Source organism: Exiguobacterium sp. s5, assembly GCF_018618075.1.
In the GTDB taxonomy this organism is placed as follows: domain Bacteria; phylum Bacillota; class Bacilli; order Exiguobacteriales; family Exiguobacteriaceae; genus Exiguobacterium; species Exiguobacterium mexicanum_A.
On record NZ_JACSLK010000001.1, the window covers coordinates 240,096 to 256,775 of the forward strand.

General features: G+C 54.9%; 20 protein-coding genes. 17 read left to right on the forward strand and 3 right to left on the reverse strand.

Going from position 1 to position 16,680, the window contains the following annotated elements:
- Window positions 1-2: 2 nt before the first annotated feature.
- From glpX to KNP60_RS01375, 3 genes are all read left to right on the forward strand, one after another.
- Window positions 3-971 (forward strand): class II fructose-bisphosphatase, encoded by a 969-nt coding sequence (gene glpX, locus KNP60_RS01365; RefSeq protein ID WP_029594665.1) that lies wholly within the window; start codon window positions 3-5, stop codon window positions 969-971.
- A 102-nt stretch (window positions 972-1,073) separates the two neighbouring features.
- Window positions 1,074-2,000, forward strand: coding sequence for an ATP-binding cassette domain-containing protein (locus KNP60_RS01370; protein WP_214796685.1), 927 nt, complete (start codon window positions 1,074-1,076; stop codon window positions 1,998-2,000).
- Window positions 1,990-2,760, forward strand: coding sequence for an ABC transporter permease (locus tag KNP60_RS01375; protein WP_214796687.1), 771 nt, complete (start codon window positions 1,990-1,992; stop codon window positions 2,758-2,760). The genes KNP60_RS01370 and KNP60_RS01375 overlap by 11 nt, the downstream gene beginning before the upstream one ends.
- Window positions 2,761-2,770: 10 nt before the next feature.
- Here KNP60_RS01375 and KNP60_RS01380 read toward each other — a convergent pair whose 3' ends face one another.
- On the reverse strand, window positions 2,771-3,169 hold the full coding sequence (locus KNP60_RS01380; protein WP_214796689.1) for a hypothetical protein: 399 nt from the start codon (window positions 3,167-3,169) through the stop codon (window positions 2,771-2,773).
- Between the two features lie 118 nt (window positions 3,170-3,287).
- Between KNP60_RS01380 and KNP60_RS01385 the strand changes: the two genes are divergently transcribed.
- Entirely contained in the window at window positions 3,288-3,794 is a 507-nt protein-coding gene (locus KNP60_RS01385) for a DUF421 domain-containing protein (RefSeq protein WP_138858767.1), read from the forward strand.
- A gap of 23 nt (window positions 3,795-3,817) precedes the next feature.
- Here KNP60_RS01385 and KNP60_RS01390 read toward each other — a convergent pair whose 3' ends face one another.
- Window positions 3,818-4,519: a C40 family peptidase gene (locus KNP60_RS01390; protein WP_034779250.1), complete on the reverse strand. Its 702-nt coding sequence runs from the start codon at window positions 4,517-4,519 to the stop codon at window positions 3,818-3,820.
- A gap of 378 nt (window positions 4,520-4,897) precedes the next feature.
- Between KNP60_RS01390 and rho the strand changes: the two genes are divergently transcribed.
- The 10 genes from rho (at window position 4,898) to KNP60_RS01440 (ending at window position 13,119) form a co-directional block, all read left to right on the forward strand.
- On the forward strand, window positions 4,898-6,238 hold the full coding sequence (rho, locus tag KNP60_RS01395) for a transcription termination factor Rho (RefSeq protein WP_214796690.1): 1,341 nt from the start codon (window positions 4,898-4,900) through the stop codon (window positions 6,236-6,238).
- A gap of 82 nt (window positions 6,239-6,320) precedes the next feature.
- Window positions 6,321-6,563 (forward strand): type B 50S ribosomal protein L31, encoded by a 243-nt coding sequence (locus KNP60_RS01400; protein WP_021066109.1) that lies wholly within the window; start codon window positions 6,321-6,323, stop codon window positions 6,561-6,563.
- Between the two features lie 99 nt (window positions 6,564-6,662).
- Window positions 6,663-7,886 carry a cation:proton antiporter gene (locus KNP60_RS01405; protein WP_034779247.1) on the forward strand — a complete coding sequence of 408 codons (1,224 nt, stop codon included), beginning with the start codon at window positions 6,663-6,665 and terminating at the stop codon, window positions 7,884-7,886.
- Between the two features lie 116 nt (window positions 7,887-8,002).
- Window positions 8,003-8,614, forward strand: a complete 612-nt coding sequence (locus tag KNP60_RS01410; RefSeq protein ID WP_021066110.1) for a thymidine kinase — start codon at window positions 8,003-8,005, stop codon at window positions 8,612-8,614.
- 79 nt (window positions 8,615-8,693) lie between these two features.
- Complete coding sequence (prfA, locus tag KNP60_RS01415) at window positions 8,694-9,764, forward strand: peptide chain release factor 1 (protein ID WP_034780138.1); 1,071 nt, start codon at window positions 8,694-8,696, stop codon at window positions 9,762-9,764.
- Window positions 9,764-10,636 (forward strand): peptide chain release factor N(5)-glutamine methyltransferase, encoded by an 873-nt coding sequence (gene prmC, locus KNP60_RS01420; protein ID WP_214796692.1) that lies wholly within the window; start codon window positions 9,764-9,766, stop codon window positions 10,634-10,636. Before prfA ends, prmC begins: the two co-directional genes overlap by 1 nt.
- Window positions 10,602-11,612: an L-threonylcarbamoyladenylate synthase gene (locus KNP60_RS01425; protein WP_138858770.1), complete on the forward strand. Its 1,011-nt coding sequence runs from the start codon at window positions 10,602-10,604 to the stop codon at window positions 11,610-11,612. The genes prmC and KNP60_RS01425 overlap by 35 nt, the downstream gene beginning before the upstream one ends.
- 22 nt (window positions 11,613-11,634) lie before the next feature.
- Entirely contained in the window at window positions 11,635-12,135 is a 501-nt protein-coding gene (locus tag KNP60_RS01430) for a low molecular weight protein arginine phosphatase (protein WP_034779240.1), read from the forward strand.
- Between the two features lie 4 nt (window positions 12,136-12,139).
- Entirely contained in the window at window positions 12,140-12,580 is a 441-nt protein-coding gene (rpiB, locus tag KNP60_RS01435; RefSeq protein ID WP_021066115.1) for a ribose 5-phosphate isomerase B, read from the forward strand.
- Window positions 12,577-13,119 (forward strand): TIGR01440 family protein, encoded by a 543-nt coding sequence (locus KNP60_RS01440; RefSeq protein ID WP_214711099.1) that lies wholly within the window; start codon window positions 12,577-12,579, stop codon window positions 13,117-13,119. Before rpiB ends, KNP60_RS01440 begins: the two co-directional genes overlap by 4 nt.
- Window positions 13,120-13,155: 36 nt before the next feature.
- Here KNP60_RS01440 and KNP60_RS01445 read toward each other — a convergent pair whose 3' ends face one another.
- On the reverse strand, window positions 13,156-13,941 hold the full coding sequence (locus tag KNP60_RS01445) for an alpha/beta hydrolase (RefSeq protein ID WP_214796694.1): 786 nt from the start codon (window positions 13,939-13,941) through the stop codon (window positions 13,156-13,158).
- A 129-nt stretch (window positions 13,942-14,070) separates the two neighbouring features.
- Between KNP60_RS01445 and glyA the strand changes: the two genes are divergently transcribed.
- The 3 genes from glyA (at window position 14,071) to KNP60_RS01460 (ending at window position 16,637) form a co-directional block, all read left to right on the forward strand.
- Window positions 14,071-15,324 carry a serine hydroxymethyltransferase gene (gene glyA, locus KNP60_RS01450; protein WP_214796696.1) on the forward strand — a complete coding sequence of 418 codons (1,254 nt, stop codon included), beginning with the start codon at window positions 14,071-14,073 and terminating at the stop codon, window positions 15,322-15,324.
- A gap of 3 nt (window positions 15,325-15,327) precedes the next feature.
- The gene (locus KNP60_RS01455) at window positions 15,328-16,254 is read left to right on the forward strand and encodes a hypothetical protein (protein WP_214796698.1); all 927 of its coding nucleotides are present in this window, start codon (window positions 15,328-15,330) and stop codon (window positions 16,252-16,254) included.
- 113 nt (window positions 16,255-16,367) lie between these two features.
- Window positions 16,368-16,637 (forward strand): hypothetical protein, encoded by a 270-nt coding sequence (locus KNP60_RS01460; RefSeq protein ID WP_214796700.1) that lies wholly within the window; start codon window positions 16,368-16,370, stop codon window positions 16,635-16,637.
- Window positions 16,638-16,680 lie beyond the last annotated feature (43 nt).

The following is a 16,680-nucleotide window of genomic DNA, read 5'->3' on the forward strand; positions in this document are numbered from 1 at the left end:
GGGTGGAACGTAGTTTATCAATGGAATTGGTCCGAGTCACAGAAGCGGCAGCGCTATCTTCGGCTCGCTGGATGGGTAAAGGCTTGAAAGAAGAAGCGGACGACGCGGCGACGACCGCGATGCGTGAAGTGTTCGATACGATCCCGATGAAAGGGGTCGTCGTCATCGGTGAAGGTGAGATGGATGAGGCGCCGATGCTCTATATCGGTGAGAAAGTTGGGAACGGTTATGGCTCACGTCTCGACGTCGCCGTCGACCCGCTCGAAGGGACGAGCATCGTCGCGACGGGGACGTGGGGCGCGCTCGCCGTCCTCGCTGTCGCCGATGCCGGTGATTTGCTCCACGCGCCGGACATGTATATGGACAAGATTGCCGTAGGTCCGGAAGCGGCTGGATTGATCAGTCTCGACAATTCGATTGAAGAGAATATCGCCATCGTCGCCAAGGCGAAGAACAAGAACGTCGAAGACGTCGTCGTGACGATCTTACATCGTGACCGTCACGAAGAGATGATTCAACGCGTCCGGGCGACGGGTGCTCGCATCAAGTTGATTCCAGACGGTGACGTGGCCGCGGCCATCAACACGGCGTTCCCGAAAACGGGGGTCGATTTATTGCTCGGTTCGGGCGGAGCGCCGGAAGGTGTCATTGCGGCCGTCGCGATGAAGTGCCTCGGCGGTGATTTCCAAGGCCGTCTGCTTCCTGAAGACGAAGCCCAAGAGAAGCGTTGCCAAGACATGGGCATCGCCGACACGGGCCGGATTTTGCTTCTAGACGACCTCGTCAAAGGCGAAGATTGCATCTTCGCGGCGACGGGCGTGACAGACGGGGAGCTGCTCCGCGGTGTCCAGTTCACAGGACAAGGCGGCCAGACGCACTCGGTCGTCATGCGTGCCAAGTCGGGGACGGTCCGCTTCGTCGAAGGCATCCACTCCTTGAAGAAAAAACCGAAAATGGTCATGAAACCTTAATTCTCTCGAGTCGCGGACGTGATGTCCGCGGCTTTTTTGATGTGTTCCTACATATTTACAATGCACGCAGAACGGGAAAGGAAGGGCAGGAGGTGTGTGAGGATGATTGAAGTGGAGTCACTCGTCAAGACGTTCGGAGATGTCCCTGCCGTCGATGGCATCTCGTTCTCGGTCCAGGAAGGGGAAATTTTCGCATTTTTAGGACCGAACGGGGCCGGGAAGTCGACGACCGTGCAAATGTTGACGACGCTCGTCCGGCCGACCGAAGGGAAGGCGCGCGTGAACGGATTTGATGTCGTCAAACAAGAGAAAGACGTCCGGTTGTCCATCGGTGTCGCCCTGCAAGAGACCGGGATCGATAAAGTATTGACCGGGCGGGAACTGCTCGTCCTGCAAGGGCGGTTGTTCAAGATGACCAAACAAGAGGCGGAGATGCGCGCCGAGGAATTGCTTCGTGTCGTCTCGCTCACCGAAGCGGCCGACCGGAGAAGTGGCACATATTCGGGCGGGATGCGGCGTCGGCTCGATTTAGCGCTCACGCTCGTCCATCGCCCGACCGTGTTGTTTTTAGATGAACCGACGACGGGTCTCGACCCCGCGAGCCGCATCGAGATTTGGAATGAGGTGCGACGGCTCAACGAGGAGTTCGGCACGACGATTTTCTTGACGACTCAGTACTTAGAAGAAGCAGATGAACTGGCCGACCGGATTGCCATCATCCACCACGGGAAACTCGTCAGTGAAGGGACGGCGGAAGAACTGAAGCGCCTCGTCGGCGGAGAGACGATTTCGATGATGTTTCATAATCCCCAAGAGGCGACGGCCGCCGCGGGTCTGTTCGGTCATGCGGCGACCGGGCAACACGTAGCGTTCGAGCTCGTCGACCATACGTTGATGGATGTCGTCCGCCGGCTCGATGAACAGGGACTACAACCGGAACGTTTGACCGTGAAACAGCCGTCGCTCGACGACGTGTTTTTGAAAGTGACCGGAGAATCTTATGAAGGAGGAGTGCCGAATGTGGACTGAGACATGGTTATTTACGAAACGAAGTCTGTTGACGACGGTTCGCAACCCGTTCTCGTTCATCCCGAACTTGATCATTTCCGTCTTTTTCTTACTGGTTTACACGAGCGGGTTGTCGAGTGTCGCTTCGCTTCCTCAGTTTGATGGGAGCGCCTATTTGAACTTCATCTTGCCCGTCTCCATCGTCTCTGGGGCGGTCGGTGGGGCCGGTGGGACGGGACAAGCGCTCGTCCGTGATATCGAGAGCGGGTACTTCGCCCGGTTGCTCCTCACGCCAGCGACGCGGACGGCCATCGTGCTCGGACCGATGATCGCCGGCATGTTGCAACTGCTCGTCCAAACACTCCTCATCTTCGCGGTGGCGTTCTTGCTCGGCTTATCGATTCCGGTCGGTTTGCCTGGTTTCTTGTTCACGGTGTTGCTCGCCATCGGGTTCGGCCTCGGTTTCGCTGGGTACTCGGTCGGTGTCGCGCTGAAGACACGGAACGCTCAGGCCGCCCAGGCCGGGACGCTCTTGTTCTTCCCGCTCATCTTCTTATCGACGACGTTCGTCCCGAAAGAGTTGATTGAGGCCGAGTGGCTGAAAGTGGCGGCGACGTTCAATCCGACGACGTATATTTTTGAAGGGATGCGTGCCGTCTTGACGCAACCAACGATCGATTGGAGCGCCTTATCGGCTGGACTTGCCGTCGCCGGGGCGATGAGCGTCATCATGGTCGTATTCGCAGCGACGAATGCGCGAGGCGCCTTAAAACAAAAATGACGAGCAGGGTTCAACCCCGCTCGTCCTGGTCGATCATAAACGTGACAATCAAAAAGAGAATGAAACTGATTAATGAGACCGTGCCCCCGATAATGAAATAGACGAGGGTGACGGTCTCATTCCATTGGAACGGGTTCATCGTATAGAGCCACATTCCGCTCGTCAATCCGATTGATCCGATGACAGCCGTCCACCCGTGAATCGTGACGAGTAATTGGTTCCGGACCGCATACAAGCGATAGAAGACGCCCCAGGCGAAGACCGATAGCCAACCGGCGAGCAGAATGTGGGCATGAATCGGACGAAAGGCATAACTGCCGGCACCCGACATGTGCGATCCGAGCGCCGTCCCGATGACACCGAACAGCGCGGCGAGGCGAATTAAGCGAAGACTCCAAATCTTTTCCATGGCATAGAACAACTCCTTCAACGTGATGGCTTTATCGTAACGAAGCCAGATGAACGGAAGATGAACAGGGATTGAATCGATGCGCTTCGTGGAACAGCAGTAGAGAAGGAGGGAGACGATGGACCAACTGCGAACGATGTTGCAAATCATACTGACCGGGGTGGGAGCCTATTTGGCGATCATCCTCATCTTGCGCGTCTCCGGCAAGCGGACACTCGCCAAAATGAACGCCTTCGATTTTATCGTCACCGTGGCGCTCGGATCAATTTTGGCGACGACACTCACGAGTCGCCAGACACCGCTGCTGAACGGACTGACCGCGTTTGCGACGCTCGTGTTCATGCAATACGTCATGGCCAAATTGGCGACCCGCTCGAAACGTGTGAATCAACTGATCAAGTCGACGCCGGCACTGCTTTACTATGACGGGACATATTTAGAGGAAACGATGCGCCGGGAACGGGTGCTCGAGATTGAAGTGTTGCAGGCGATTCGATCGAGCGGGACGGATTTCGATCAAGTCGAGGCTGTCGTCTTGGAGACGGATGGGACGTTCTCGGTGTTGACGAGCACGGATACGGTGTTGCGAAACGTCCAGACGAAAAAAACGACTCGGTTCCGATGAACCGAGTCGTTTGATCGTTTAAATTAGAGGTACGTGCCTGCACCGACATAACGTGGTGCCCAGTAACCTGATGTGAAGCTCGCGTATTTAACGCCGCCTGTTTCAGAGTTGATCATTTGTGTTTTGCTGAGTGCCATTCCAACGTGTTGGATCGTGCGGCCGTTGTGTGAGAAGAACACGAGGTCGCCGGCTTGAATCGCTGACTTCGAAACTTTTTTCGAGTTTGCGTATTGCGAACGTGAATCACGTGGAATCGATTTGTTGATGGCTTTTTTGTAGACATGACCTGTGTAACCTGAGCAGTCAAATCCTGAAGTTGTCGTTCCGCCGTAACGGTAAGGTGTACCAAGATACTTCTTCGACTCGGCTACGAGTTTCGTACGAGCGCTTGATGTAGAAGACGTTGTGACTTTCTTCGCAGTCGCTGTTTTCGTGTTTGGCTTCAAGTACGTATATGTCGATGAAGCTGAGATATAACGGTGAGACCCTTTGTAGTTGATTTTGTAGAACGAACCAACTTTACCGAGGTATGTATAGCGTTGGCCTTTGTTCATCGTTGTCGTGACTTTCGATTTGAGCGACGGTGCTGTGCGGATGTTCAAGCCGTTAACTTTCGAGTAAGCGAATGTTCCAGTAGCGGCTTCTGCTTGTTCACCTGTTGTGAAAGCAAGACCCGAGAAAGCGAGAGTGGCAGCGACAATGATAGATGCGAAACGCTTTAACATAATATATTTCCCTCCGTTTTTTAAAATAAAACCCTAAGTGGCTGTATATGATCGATGTGTATAAACAAGATTAGAGCACAAGTTGCGTATGTTACCCGGTTTCCTGTGCAAATAAACTATATCATGCGCAAGACCGATGGCATTTTTCAATCGCGAGACAAAAACGGTTTTCTTGTAACATATTTGAAACAATATGCGAGAATAGAGACTTGTTTGTTACATAGAAAGGAAAAAGACTGTTATGTTTTCAACAACAGGGGAATAGACTGTCATGAAGCCGTTTTTCAAACAGTGACGGCTCGACAAAATTGTGATTAGATGAATGAGGATTGAACGTTTATTTTTGAAATATAGAATCATGAAAGACAGGTGACTTGAATGAGTCAAGCGACAGAACCGGCTAAAAATTACACGCTTCGGGAACTCGAGACGAAGACGTTGAAAGAATTATATGAGATCGCGAAAGAAGTGAACGTGCCCCAATATCGAGAGGCGCGCAAGCGCGAGCTCATGTTTCGGATTTTAAAATCACAGGCTGAATCGAAAGATCTTTATTTCCTCGAAGGCATCCTTGAGATCATCCCGCCAAACCCGCAGTCCCAAAATGATGGAGGCTTCGGTTTCCTCCGACCGATCAACTACTCTCAATCGTCTGAAGACATCTACATCGCCGCCTCGCAAATCCGGCGCTTTAATCTTCGCAACGGGGACCTCGTGACGGGGAAAGTCCGGAAACCGAAAGAGAATGAACGGTTCCAAGGGCTGCTCAGTGTCGAAGCGGTCAACGGCGAGACGGCCGACTCGACTCGGAATCGGGATTACTTCCCGGCGCTCACGCCGATTTACCCGGAACAGCAGATGGTGCTCGAGACAGAGCCGAATCATTTGTCGGTCCGCGTCATGGACATGATCGCGCCTGTCGGATTTGGACAGCGTGGGTTGATTGTCGCCCCGCCGAAAGCCGGGAAGACATCGCTTTTAAAAGAGATCGCCAACTCGATCACGACGAACCATCCGAACGTCGAGTTGATCATTCTCTTGATTGACGAGCGGCCAGAAGAAGTGACGGACATCCAGCGCTCGGTGCCGGGCGCAGACGTCGCCTACTCGACGTTTGATGAGACACCGGAGAACCACGCCCGGATTTCAGAGCTCGTCTTAGAGCGGGCGATGCGTCTCGTGGAACACAAGAAGGATGTCGTCATCCTGCTCGACTCGATCACGCGTCTGACGCGAGCGTATAACTTGTCTGTCCCACCGAGCGGACGGACGCTCTCCGGCGGAATCGACCCGGCCGCGTTCCATAAACCGAAGAAGTTCTTCGGGGCGGCCCGTAACATCGAGGACGGCGGCAGTTTGACGATCCTCGGTACGGCGCTCGTTGACACAGGGTCACGCATGGACGACGTCATCTATGAAGAGTTCAAAGGGACGGGCAACATGGAGCTCCATCTCGACCGGAAGCTCGCGGAACGCCGAATCTTCCCGGCCATCGACATCCGTCGTTCGGGAACGCGCAAGGAAGAATTGCTGCTCGGCAAAGGCGAGCTCGACTCGCTTTGGACGATTCGACGGACGATGAACGAGTCGCCAGATTTCGTCGATCAGTTCTTGCGGCGGGTCCGCGAAACGAAAACGAACCTCGACTTTTTTGCGGCGCTTGAGGCCGATAAGAAAAAGAGTCGACGCCCGGTGAAAAAAACGAAAACAGACTTGTAAATCCGTGAGCCGGGTGCTATTATATTCTAGTGAACTTTCTCTAGGTTGAAAGAATACTTAGGGCCGAAGGAGTTGAAAAGCAATGAAACAAGGAATCCACCCAGAATACCGTAAAGTCGTATTCATGGACTCGACGACTGAGTTCAAATTCATCTCTGGTTCGACTCGTTACTCTAACGAGACAATCACGATGGAAGATGGTAACGAATACCCACTCATCCGTGTCGATGTATCTTCTGATTCGCACCCGTTCTACACAGGTCGCCAGAAATTCGCATCTGCAGACGGTCGTATCGAGCGCTTCAACAAGAAGTACCAACGTTAATCGTCAACTTGTATGCACACCGCCTAGGGATTGCCCTTGGCGGTTTTTTGTTGTCTTCTGATGGGTAAAGAGACGAAAGACTGACGTGAGGGGGCTTTTATGGAATTCATACTGATTAGTATCAGTTTATTGATTGGCGTCGGTATTCTGTCACAATGGTTGGCCTGGCGCTATCAAATCCCGGCCATCATCGTCATGACGGTCGCCGGTGTACTGGCCGGGCCGATGCTCGGATTGTTCGACCCGCGAGAACTGCTCGGTGAACTGTATAGCCCGATCATTTCTTTTGCCGTCGCTATCATCTTGTTTGAAGGGAGCCTCGGCCTCCATTTCAGTGAAATCAATCAATTTCGCCGCTCCATCGTCCGCATCGTGACGATCGGGGTGACGCTGTCGTTCGTCGGGGCCTCACTGTTGATTCAATACGTCGGAGGTCTCCATTGGGTTGTCGCTTGGACGATGGGCGCACTTTTCGTCGTCACCGGTCCGACGGTCGTCATCCCGTTATTGCGCCAAGCGCATTTAAAGGATCGGGTCGGTGCCATTTTGAAATGGGAAGGAATCATCGTTGACCCGGTCGGCGCCCTGCTCGGCTTGTTCGTCATCCGCATCGGTTATATCGTCTATGAAGGAATGGACTTGTGGATGCAACTCTTGTTCGCGGGCGCTTGCCTCGTCGGCATCGGTCTCGGTTACTTGTTCGGGCACGTGTTGATGGGCTGGTTTGTCGGTGAGAAAATCCCTCGCTATCTCCGGGCCTCGGTCACGTTGACGGCCGTCTTGATCTTGTTCTCATTGAGTGAATTCATGATGCACGAAGTCGGTCTGCTCGCCGTGACGGCGATGGGAATGACGATGGCGAACACGAAACATCGGGATGAGGAAATCATCGAGGAGTTGCAATCATTTAAAGAGGACATCTCGATCTTGCTCATCTCGTCGGTGTTCATCCTGCTGACGGCGTCGCTGTCACGCGATGAACTGCTCAACATCTTCCAATGGCCGCTTCTTTTGACGATTGCCGGCATTTTGTTTCTCGTTCGTCCGCTCGCGATTTATGGATCGACAATCGGCGTCGGGCTTCCGCTCAGCGAACGTGGTTTCATCGGATGGATTGCCCCGCGTGGAATCGTCGCCATGACAGTCGCCGGTTTTTTCGCAGAAGAAGTGGCGCATCTCGGGATTGACGACGCGTCGCAAATGCTACCGCTCACGATCGGACTGGTCTTTATTTCTGTGACACTACACGGGCTGACGATTCGACCGCTCGCTCGAAAATTGCATTTGATTGATAATAAAAAAGAAGAAGCGGCAGACGAATGAAGCGAAATCGGGACGGGAGCATGCCGTTCCGATTTTTGTCAGAAGTCAACCCTTTTCCTGTGACCGAAAGATGGTTATAATCGGAAAGCGATTAACGAAGGAGAGGGCGAAGTAGAATGATGCATGTGACGAACCGTTACGGTTGGATAGAAGTGATTTGTGGGAGTATGTTTTCTGGGAAATCGGAGGAACTGATCCGCCGTGTCCGTCGGGCGCATTACGGGAAAATCCCTGTCCAAGTGTTCAAACCGGCGATTGACGACCGTTACCATGAGGAAAACGTCGTTTCCCACAGCGGCAATTCGGTCGTGGCCGTACCGATTCAATCGAGTCAAGATTTGTACGATGCGGTGCGCGAAGAGACGCAAGTCATCGCCATCGACGAGGTTCAGTTCTTCGACGAAGGGATCGTCGATGTGATTGAGCAATTGGCGTCAGAAGACAAACGTGTCATCTGCGCTGGACTCGACATGGACTTCCGAGGCGAGCCGTTCACAATGATGCCGGAACTGTTGTCACGTGCCGAATTCGTCACGAAACTGCAGGCGATCTGTCTGTCATGCGGGGCGCCGGCTTCCCGGACGCAACGATTGATTGACGGGGAACCGGCCCGTTTCGAGGATCCGGTCATCTTGGTCGGTGCCTCGGAGTCGTATGAGCCGCGTTGCCGCCATTGTCATGACGTCCCGAATAAACCACGCCCAGTCCGCCATACAGTGGCCGACTGACGTCCACGGACCGCCCTCGGCGGTTCGTTTTTTGCTATAATGAAGACAGTTCGATTTGACGGAGAAAGGACGGATCATCATGTTTGACCGTTTGAGCGTATTAGAAGAACGCTATATGCAATTAAATGAGATGCTCGCTGACCCTGAAGTGCTCAGCGATGCGAATAAATTACGACAATATTCAAAAGAACAGTCTCAGCTCGAGGAGACGGTACAGGCATATCGCCACTATAAAGAGACGAGCACGGCGTATAAAGAAGCGAAACTCATGCTTGAAGACCGCACACTCGATGCCGACATGCGGGAGCTCGCCAAAGAAGAGATGGCGCTTCTCGAGCCGGAAGTGAAGGCGCTCGAAGCGAAACTTCGCGTCTTGCTGTTGCCGAAAGACCCGAACGACGACAAGAACGTCATCGTCGAGATTCGCGGAGCGGCCGGTGGGGACGAAGCGGCACTGTTCGCAGTCGACTTGTACAAGATGTACACGCGTTTCGCCGAGCGGCAGAACTGGAAGACCGAATTGATCGACGCCAACTATACAGAACTCGGCGGCTTCAAAGAAGTGACGTTCCTAATCAACGGGACCGGCGCCTACTCGAAATTGAAGTTCGAGAATGGGGCGCATCGGGTTCAACGCGTCCCATCGACCGAGTCGGGCGGACGCATCCATACATCGACGGCGACCGTCGCGGTATTGCCGGAAGCCGAAGACGTCGAAGTGCATATCGATATGAAAGACGTTCGTGTCGACACGTTCACGTCGTCCGGACCAGGGGGCCAGTCGGTCAACACGACCCAATCGGCCGTGCGGTTGACGCACATTCCCTCGGGGCTCGTCGTCTCATGTCAGGATGAGAAGTCGCAACATAAGAATAAAGACAAGGCACTCAAAGTGCTCCGGGCTCGGCTCTATGACAAAATGCAGAGCGAACACCTCGAAGAACTGTCAGCGCAGCGCAAGTCTGCCGTCGGGACAGGGGATCGCTCGGAGCGGATTCGGACGTATAACTTCCCACAGAGCCGCGTGACCGATCACCGCATCGGACTCACGCTTCAAAAGCTCGACCGCGTCCTCGCTGGGGAACTTGAAGATATCATCGATGCCCTCGTCATGGACGAGCAGGCCCGTCTCATGGAGGACGTGGACTGATGCGAATCGCCGCGAGATTGAAGCAAGCGGAGCGGGAACTTCTTGACGCGGGGCGCGATGCCTCGACCGCGGAGTGGTGGCTCATGCACGTCCTTGACGTCGACCGGACGGGACTGCTCATCCGTTTATCCGACGAATTGACAGATGATGAGGAATCTAAATTCCGAACAGGATTCGAGCGCCTGCTCGCAGGCGAGCCGGTCCAGCATTTGATTGGTCACGCCCCGTTTTACGGGCGGATGTTCGAGGTCAATCGGGACGTCTTGATTCCGCGCCCGGAAACGGAAGAGTTGATCGAATGGGTCGTTGAGCACGTGACCGACGTGGCCGATGATGACATCGTCGATATCGGGACCGGCAGCGGGGCAATCGCCGTCACGCTAAGTCTCGAACTCGGTGTCCGCGTCCAGACGGTCGATATTTCCCGGGAAGCGATTGCTGTCGCCAAGCGGAACGCAACAGCGCTCGGGGCGGACGTGTCCTTCCATGAAGGTGATTGCCTCGCCCCGATTGCCGACGACTCGATTCGTGTGCTCGTCTCAAATCCGCCCTATATCGAGGCGGACGAACTGCTCGATGAGACGGTCTCAGGCTATGAGCCGCACCTCGCCTTGTTCGGAGGAGCAGACGGGCTCGATTTTTATCGGAAGATTATCGCCGACTCGATGCGCGTCTTGTGTGCCGATTGGCAATTGATTGCATTTGAAATCGGGTATAATCAAGGACAAGTTGTGAAATCGTACCTGTCCGAACGTTATCCTGAAGCAGAAACGGGTATTTTAAAAGATATAAACGGCAAAGACCGAATCGTCTACGCCGTGAGGGAAGGGATTGCGCATGGAAACGAAATGGATCAAGCCGACAGAAGTTGAGGAAGGGGTACGTCTCTTGCAGGCGGGCGAGGTGATCGCCATGCCGACGGAGACCGTCTACGGACTCGCCGGAGACGCGACGAACGACGTCGCCATCAAAAAGATTTTCGAGGCGAAAGGAAGACCGTCGGACAACCCGCTCATCGTCCACGTGGCCTCGGTCGAACAGGCCGAGCATTTCGCGCAAACCATCCCGCCGGTCGCCAGACGCTTGATGGAAGCGTTTTGGCCTGGTGCCTTGACCATCATCTTACCGTCGAACGGCCGAGCGTCTTCGTTCGTGACGGCTGGTCTTGATTCGATCGGACTCAGAATGCCGAATCATCCGGCCGCGCTGGAATTGATTCGTACGTCCGGTCTTGGACTGGCGGCACCGAGCGCGAACCGTTCTGGACGTCCATCACCGACGTCAGCCCGGCACGTGGCAGATGATTTGACTGGCCGGATCGCGGGTATTATGGATGGGGGACCGACAGGCATCGGTGTCGAATCGACCGTGATCGACTGCACGACGGAGCCGGCGATGATTTTACGTCCGGGCGGCGTGACGAAAGAAGCGATTGAGGCGGTCATCGGCCCGGTCATTCTCGATGCCAACTTGAGCGATGAAGCAGCTGCGCCACGATCACCAGGAATGAAGTACACCCATTACGCCCCGAGCGCCCCTCTTTATTTAGTCGAAGGAGGACGCGATGACCTCGTCCGTGTCATCACGACACGACAGGCGACGGGCAAGCGAGTTGGCGCACTCGTATTCGATGAAGCGACGACCCCGGCGGACGTCACTCTCTCCCTCGGTATTTCGATGGAGACAGCGGCCCAGCGTTTGTATGAGGCGTTGCGAAAGTTTGATGAGACGGATGTAGAAGAGATTTACGTGAATCGGATTGAACCGACGGGAGTCGCTCTTGCCGTATATAACCGCCTCTACAAGGCGGCAGGCGGTAAAGTCATCCGTCCACAGGAAGAGGCTTAAGGACATAGAGGAGGATCACGCGATGTCAATGAAACGCGTATTATTCATATGTAGTGGGAACACATGCCGAAGCCCGATGGCGATGGCCCTGCTCCGCTCGAAAGTGACGGGGGACGAGTTCGATATTCGTTCGGCCGGGCTGCGGACGATGCAAGGGTTCGACGCCTCAGAAAATGCACTCCAAGTGTTGCGTGAACGAGGAATTGAGCTCGATCACGTGACCCAGACATTCGACGACGTCCTCGGACGTTGGGCGGACGTCATCTTGACGATGACACGGGCGCATCGTGAACAGATTCGGGACACGTACCCGGATTTGGCCGACCGCACGTTCACGTTATACGAGTTCGTCACCGGACTCGAGCGCGACATCAATGACCCGTTCGGAGGGTCGATGAACGTCTACCGCCAAGTCCGAAACGAACTCGAACCACTCGTGAATCGACTTGTGCTAAAATTGACGAATGACGGGTCAAAGGTGACAAAACCACCGAGACGCCTACCAAAGAAGACGGGGGAATGAACGAATGAAAATCGCAATTGGCGCCGATCATGGCGGATTTAACTTGAAAAAAGACATCATCGGACTATTGGAAGAGCTTGGTCACGAGTATAAGGACTTCGGGACACACTCGGCCGAGTCAATCGATTATCCAGACGTGGCGATTCCGGTCGCTGAAGCCGTCGCGGCTGGTGAGTTCGACCGTGGCATCTTGATTTGCGGGACAGGGATCGGCATCGGGATTGCCGCCAACAAAGTGAAAGGCATCCGGGCGGCACTCGTCCATGACTCGTTCAGCGCGAAAGCGACACGTCAACACAACGACTCGAACATCATGACGATGGGCGAGCGCGTCATCGGACCGGGTCTTGCACTCGATTTAGTGGCGACATGGCTCGATACAGATTTCGAGGGCGGACGCCACTCGAACCGTGTCGATAAGATGAGCGCTTACGAAACGAAGTGACGGCGATGAAGGCGGAACTTTTGAACTTATTGACGGAGTTGCACGAACGGTTTCCGTTAGATGAGGACAAGATTCTCGTCATCGGTTGTTCGACGAGTGAGGTCGTCGGTAAGACGATCGGGAAAGCGGGCTCGATTGATGTGGCGTCGGACTTCATCGAAGCGTTTCTGACGTTTCGCGACAAGACCGGTGTCCATCTCGCCTTTCAAGGCTGTGAACATATCAATCGGGCGCTCACGGTCGAACGACGGACGCAGAAACAGTTCGGTTTGACAGAAGTGACGGTCGTCCCTGTGCGCGCAGCGGGCGGGGCGATGGCGGAGAAAGCGTACGAAAGCTTCGATACGCCTTGCGTCGTCGAATCGATTCAAGCGGATGCAGGGATCGATATCGGGTCGACGCTGATCGGTATGCATTTGAAGCCGGTCGCGATTCCGGTCCGCTTATCAGCGAAGCAGCTCGGTGAGGCGTATGTCACGTTCGCCGTCACGCGGCCGAAACTGATTGGCGGCCCCCGGGCCCACTATCCAGCGAAATAAACGAAAGCCGGTCGCGAGGACCGGCTTTTTTTTGCGTTATAACTCTTCACTGAACAAGTAGGAAAGGACCATCGGGAACCGTTCACGCCAAGCGAGCTCGTTATGCACGCCTTCCTCGATGACCTCGAAACGGATATGGTCGACTTTGTCGTGGAGGAGCGCATAGACGCGTTCGCTCGACTCGAGATACATTTCGTTCGTCGGACCGTCCGCTGACGGTTGTTCGACTTCTTTCCGACCGACGTCCATATATAGACGTTCGACACCGCTCAAATCGCTCGACTCGATTAACTGTTCAAGCTCGGTCTGGTTGAACCAGAACGCCGATGATAGCGAGGCGACGCGTTTGAAGATGTCGGGATAGACACATGCGGCGTAAATCGAGATCAACCCGCCCATCGAACTGCCCATCATCGCCGTCTCGTCCGGATTCGTCCGATAGTTCGCGTCAATCATCGGTTTTAACTCTTGGGCGATATATTCGATGTAGGCCGACCCTTGGCCGCCGAGCGTCACGTCTTGACCGAGCAGGCTCTCACCGATGTATGGGTTTTCCCACGGTCCGTATTCGTCGAGTCGCATCTCGCCCGGGGCACTGTCGATGCCGACGATAATCAAGTCGCGTTTCGAGGCGTCCACATACTCGCCGGCGCGCCAACTCATCTTATAGCTCGCGTCCTCGTCGGCGAACACGTTCTGTCCGTCATGCATATAGAGCACGGGATAACGTTTGTCCGTCGTGTCGTAATCGGCCGGGGTATAAATCCGAATCGTCCGCTCGCGCTCGAACGGGGTGATGGTGATCTGTTTTGTCTCAATCATAAACATCCTCCTCTGATCGTCTTCTTCATTATGATACCCAACTTGCCCGTGGATTAGACGATACCCAAAAAAAGAAGCATATGTTACGATGGGGGTGTTGATTTTTAGACATTCAGAGGGGGTTTCAACATGGTAAACACGACGAAGTTGAAAGTACAGGATGCGGAATTGTTTGAAGCGATGCAACACGAGCTCGGTCGCCAACGCGAGAACATCGAACTCATTGCCTCGGAGAATTTTGTCTCAGAAGCAGTCATGGAAGCGCAAGGTGGCGTGCTCACGAACAAGTACGCGGAAGGTTATCCAGGCCGTCGCTACTACGGTGGTTGTGAGTTCGTCGACGTGGCCGAGAACTTGGCCCGCGACCGTGCGAAAGAGCTGTTCGGTGCAGAACATGCCAACGTGCAGCCGCATTCGGGTGCCCAAGCGAACATGGCCGTTTACTTTACAGTACTTGAAGCCGGTGACACGGTGCTCGGCATGAACTTGTCGCACGGTGGCCATTTGACGCACGGAAGTCCGGTCAACTTCTCAGGCGTTCAATACAATTTCGTCGAATACGGTGTGGACAAAGAGACAGAACACATCGATTATGACGTTGTCGCAGCCCTCGCGAAAGAACATAAACCAAAACTCATCGTCGCTGGTGCCTCGGCGTACCCGCGGACAATCGACTTCGCCAAGTTCCGTGAGATCGCCGATAGCGTCGATGCTTACCTCATGGTCGACATGGCGCACATCGCCGGTCTCGTCGCGGCCGGGCTTCATCCGAACCCGGTCGAGCACGCGCACTTCGTGACGACGACGACACACAAGACGCTCCGCGGTCCACGCGGCGGCATGATCCTCTGTAAAGAGGAGTTCGCCAAGGCGATCGACAAGTCGATCTTCCCAGGGATTCAAGGCGGTCCGCTCATGCACGTCATCGCTGCGAAGGCAGTGGCGTTCGGAGAAGCGCTTCAACCTGAGTTCAAAGATTATCAGGCACAAGTCATCAAGAACGCACAAGTGCTCGCGCAAGGATTAGAAGAAGAGGGACTCCGCATCGTATCGGGCGGCACGGATAACCACCTTCTCCTCGTCGACCTCCGTGGCATCGATATCACCGGGAAAGCGGCCGAGCATGCGCTCGACGCGGCCGGCATCACCGTCAACAAGAACACGATCCCATTCGATCCGGCCTCACCGTTCGTGACGAGCGGGATTCGTCTCGGGACGGCCGCGATGACGACACGCGGATTGAAAGAAGACGATATGCGTGAAGTCGCTCGCTTGATCGGACGCGTCTTGACGAACCATGAAGATGAGGCGGTGCTCACCGAAGCGCATGAAGCCGTGCGCGCGTTGACGGCGAAGTTCCCGCTCTATCCTGAACGAGGCTGACGAATGGACGTACGGACACTCGCAGATCGGGAACTCGCGGAACTGCCGCTCATCGATATGACCGAATGGCTCGTCCGAAAAGGCGAGCACGACCCGACGTTTCGCCTCGTCGCGAACGAGTTCGAGGTCGTCACGACGCTGCTCGATCATGGCTATTATATCGAGGCAAGTGAACGGATCGTACCGCTTCTCGGGATGAAAGTGCCGGCGGCGTTTCATCGGCTCGGGCTCGCGCTCGAAGTGAAGGCGAACGGAAAGAAGGCGGCCAAGCGCCGCTTTCGTTCGTTCTCGCCGGCCGTCATCGGTCATGCGGACTTGTCAGATTGGAAGAACGCGTTCAAGTGGGACAAGACATGGCTCGGCCTGCCGCTCGTCGTCGGGCTCGGACTGGTCGCGCTCGCCTTTTGGCCGGACCCGGCGCCACCCCCAGTGACGCCGTCCGCTTCCGACGAGCGGGTCGTGACGGTGACGGAAGAGGAGGCACTCGCGAAACGGTTAGAAGAACTCGAGAAAGAAGTCGCCCGGCTTGAAGAAGCGAACGAGGCGCTCCAAACCGAGGACGAGACGACCGGGTCGCCTGAGGCACAGGCCGTCATCCCGCTCGCTAAAGTCGAGACACTCGTCTCGGACAAACGATACGAGGAAGCCGATGCGCTCCTCGTCGGCAAGGCGAAAGCCGGTCAAGAACAGGCGGTCGGATTTTATCGCTTGCTCGTCGACAACAAGCTCGGTGAAGCGGAGATCCAAGACTATGCCGCTTACGTCGAGACGTACCCAGAATCGGGATATAAAGCGGACGTCTTATGGATGAAAGGCATCGCCGAGAAGAAGTCCGGGGACGACATGTACCGGACGACGCTCGCCGAGGTCGCCGCCATGGATGGAACGTATTGGGCGCCGATTGCCAAATCGGTGCTCGAGGAAGAATGAGGTCGCAGCGTGCTGTGGCCTCTTTTTCTCATCAAATTCTAATCTGTTTCACCGCTCTTTCTCAGCTCGCTCCCGTACAGTAAAGAAAGAAAATAGACAAGGGAGAGGGATTTATGCGCGCAACTAGCAGAGGTAAGATTGGAAGAATGGTTCGAGGAGTGGCCGTCGGTGCGCTCGCATTTACACTCATGGCGGCAGGGGTCGCCGGGTTCTTATTATTCACCTTGACCGGTAACGCTTGGCTCGACCAAATCGCTCAAGTCGGGACTGATTTAGCGTTTCAGGCGGAAGGGATTGAAACGACGTTTGACCGGATGGGCGATTCACTCGAATTGCGCATCGAACAAGCGATTCCAGAAGCAGTTCGTCCGTTTTTTGACTGAGGAATCCGGGAACACTTAGAATGATGCGTCGGGCGGACTGCTC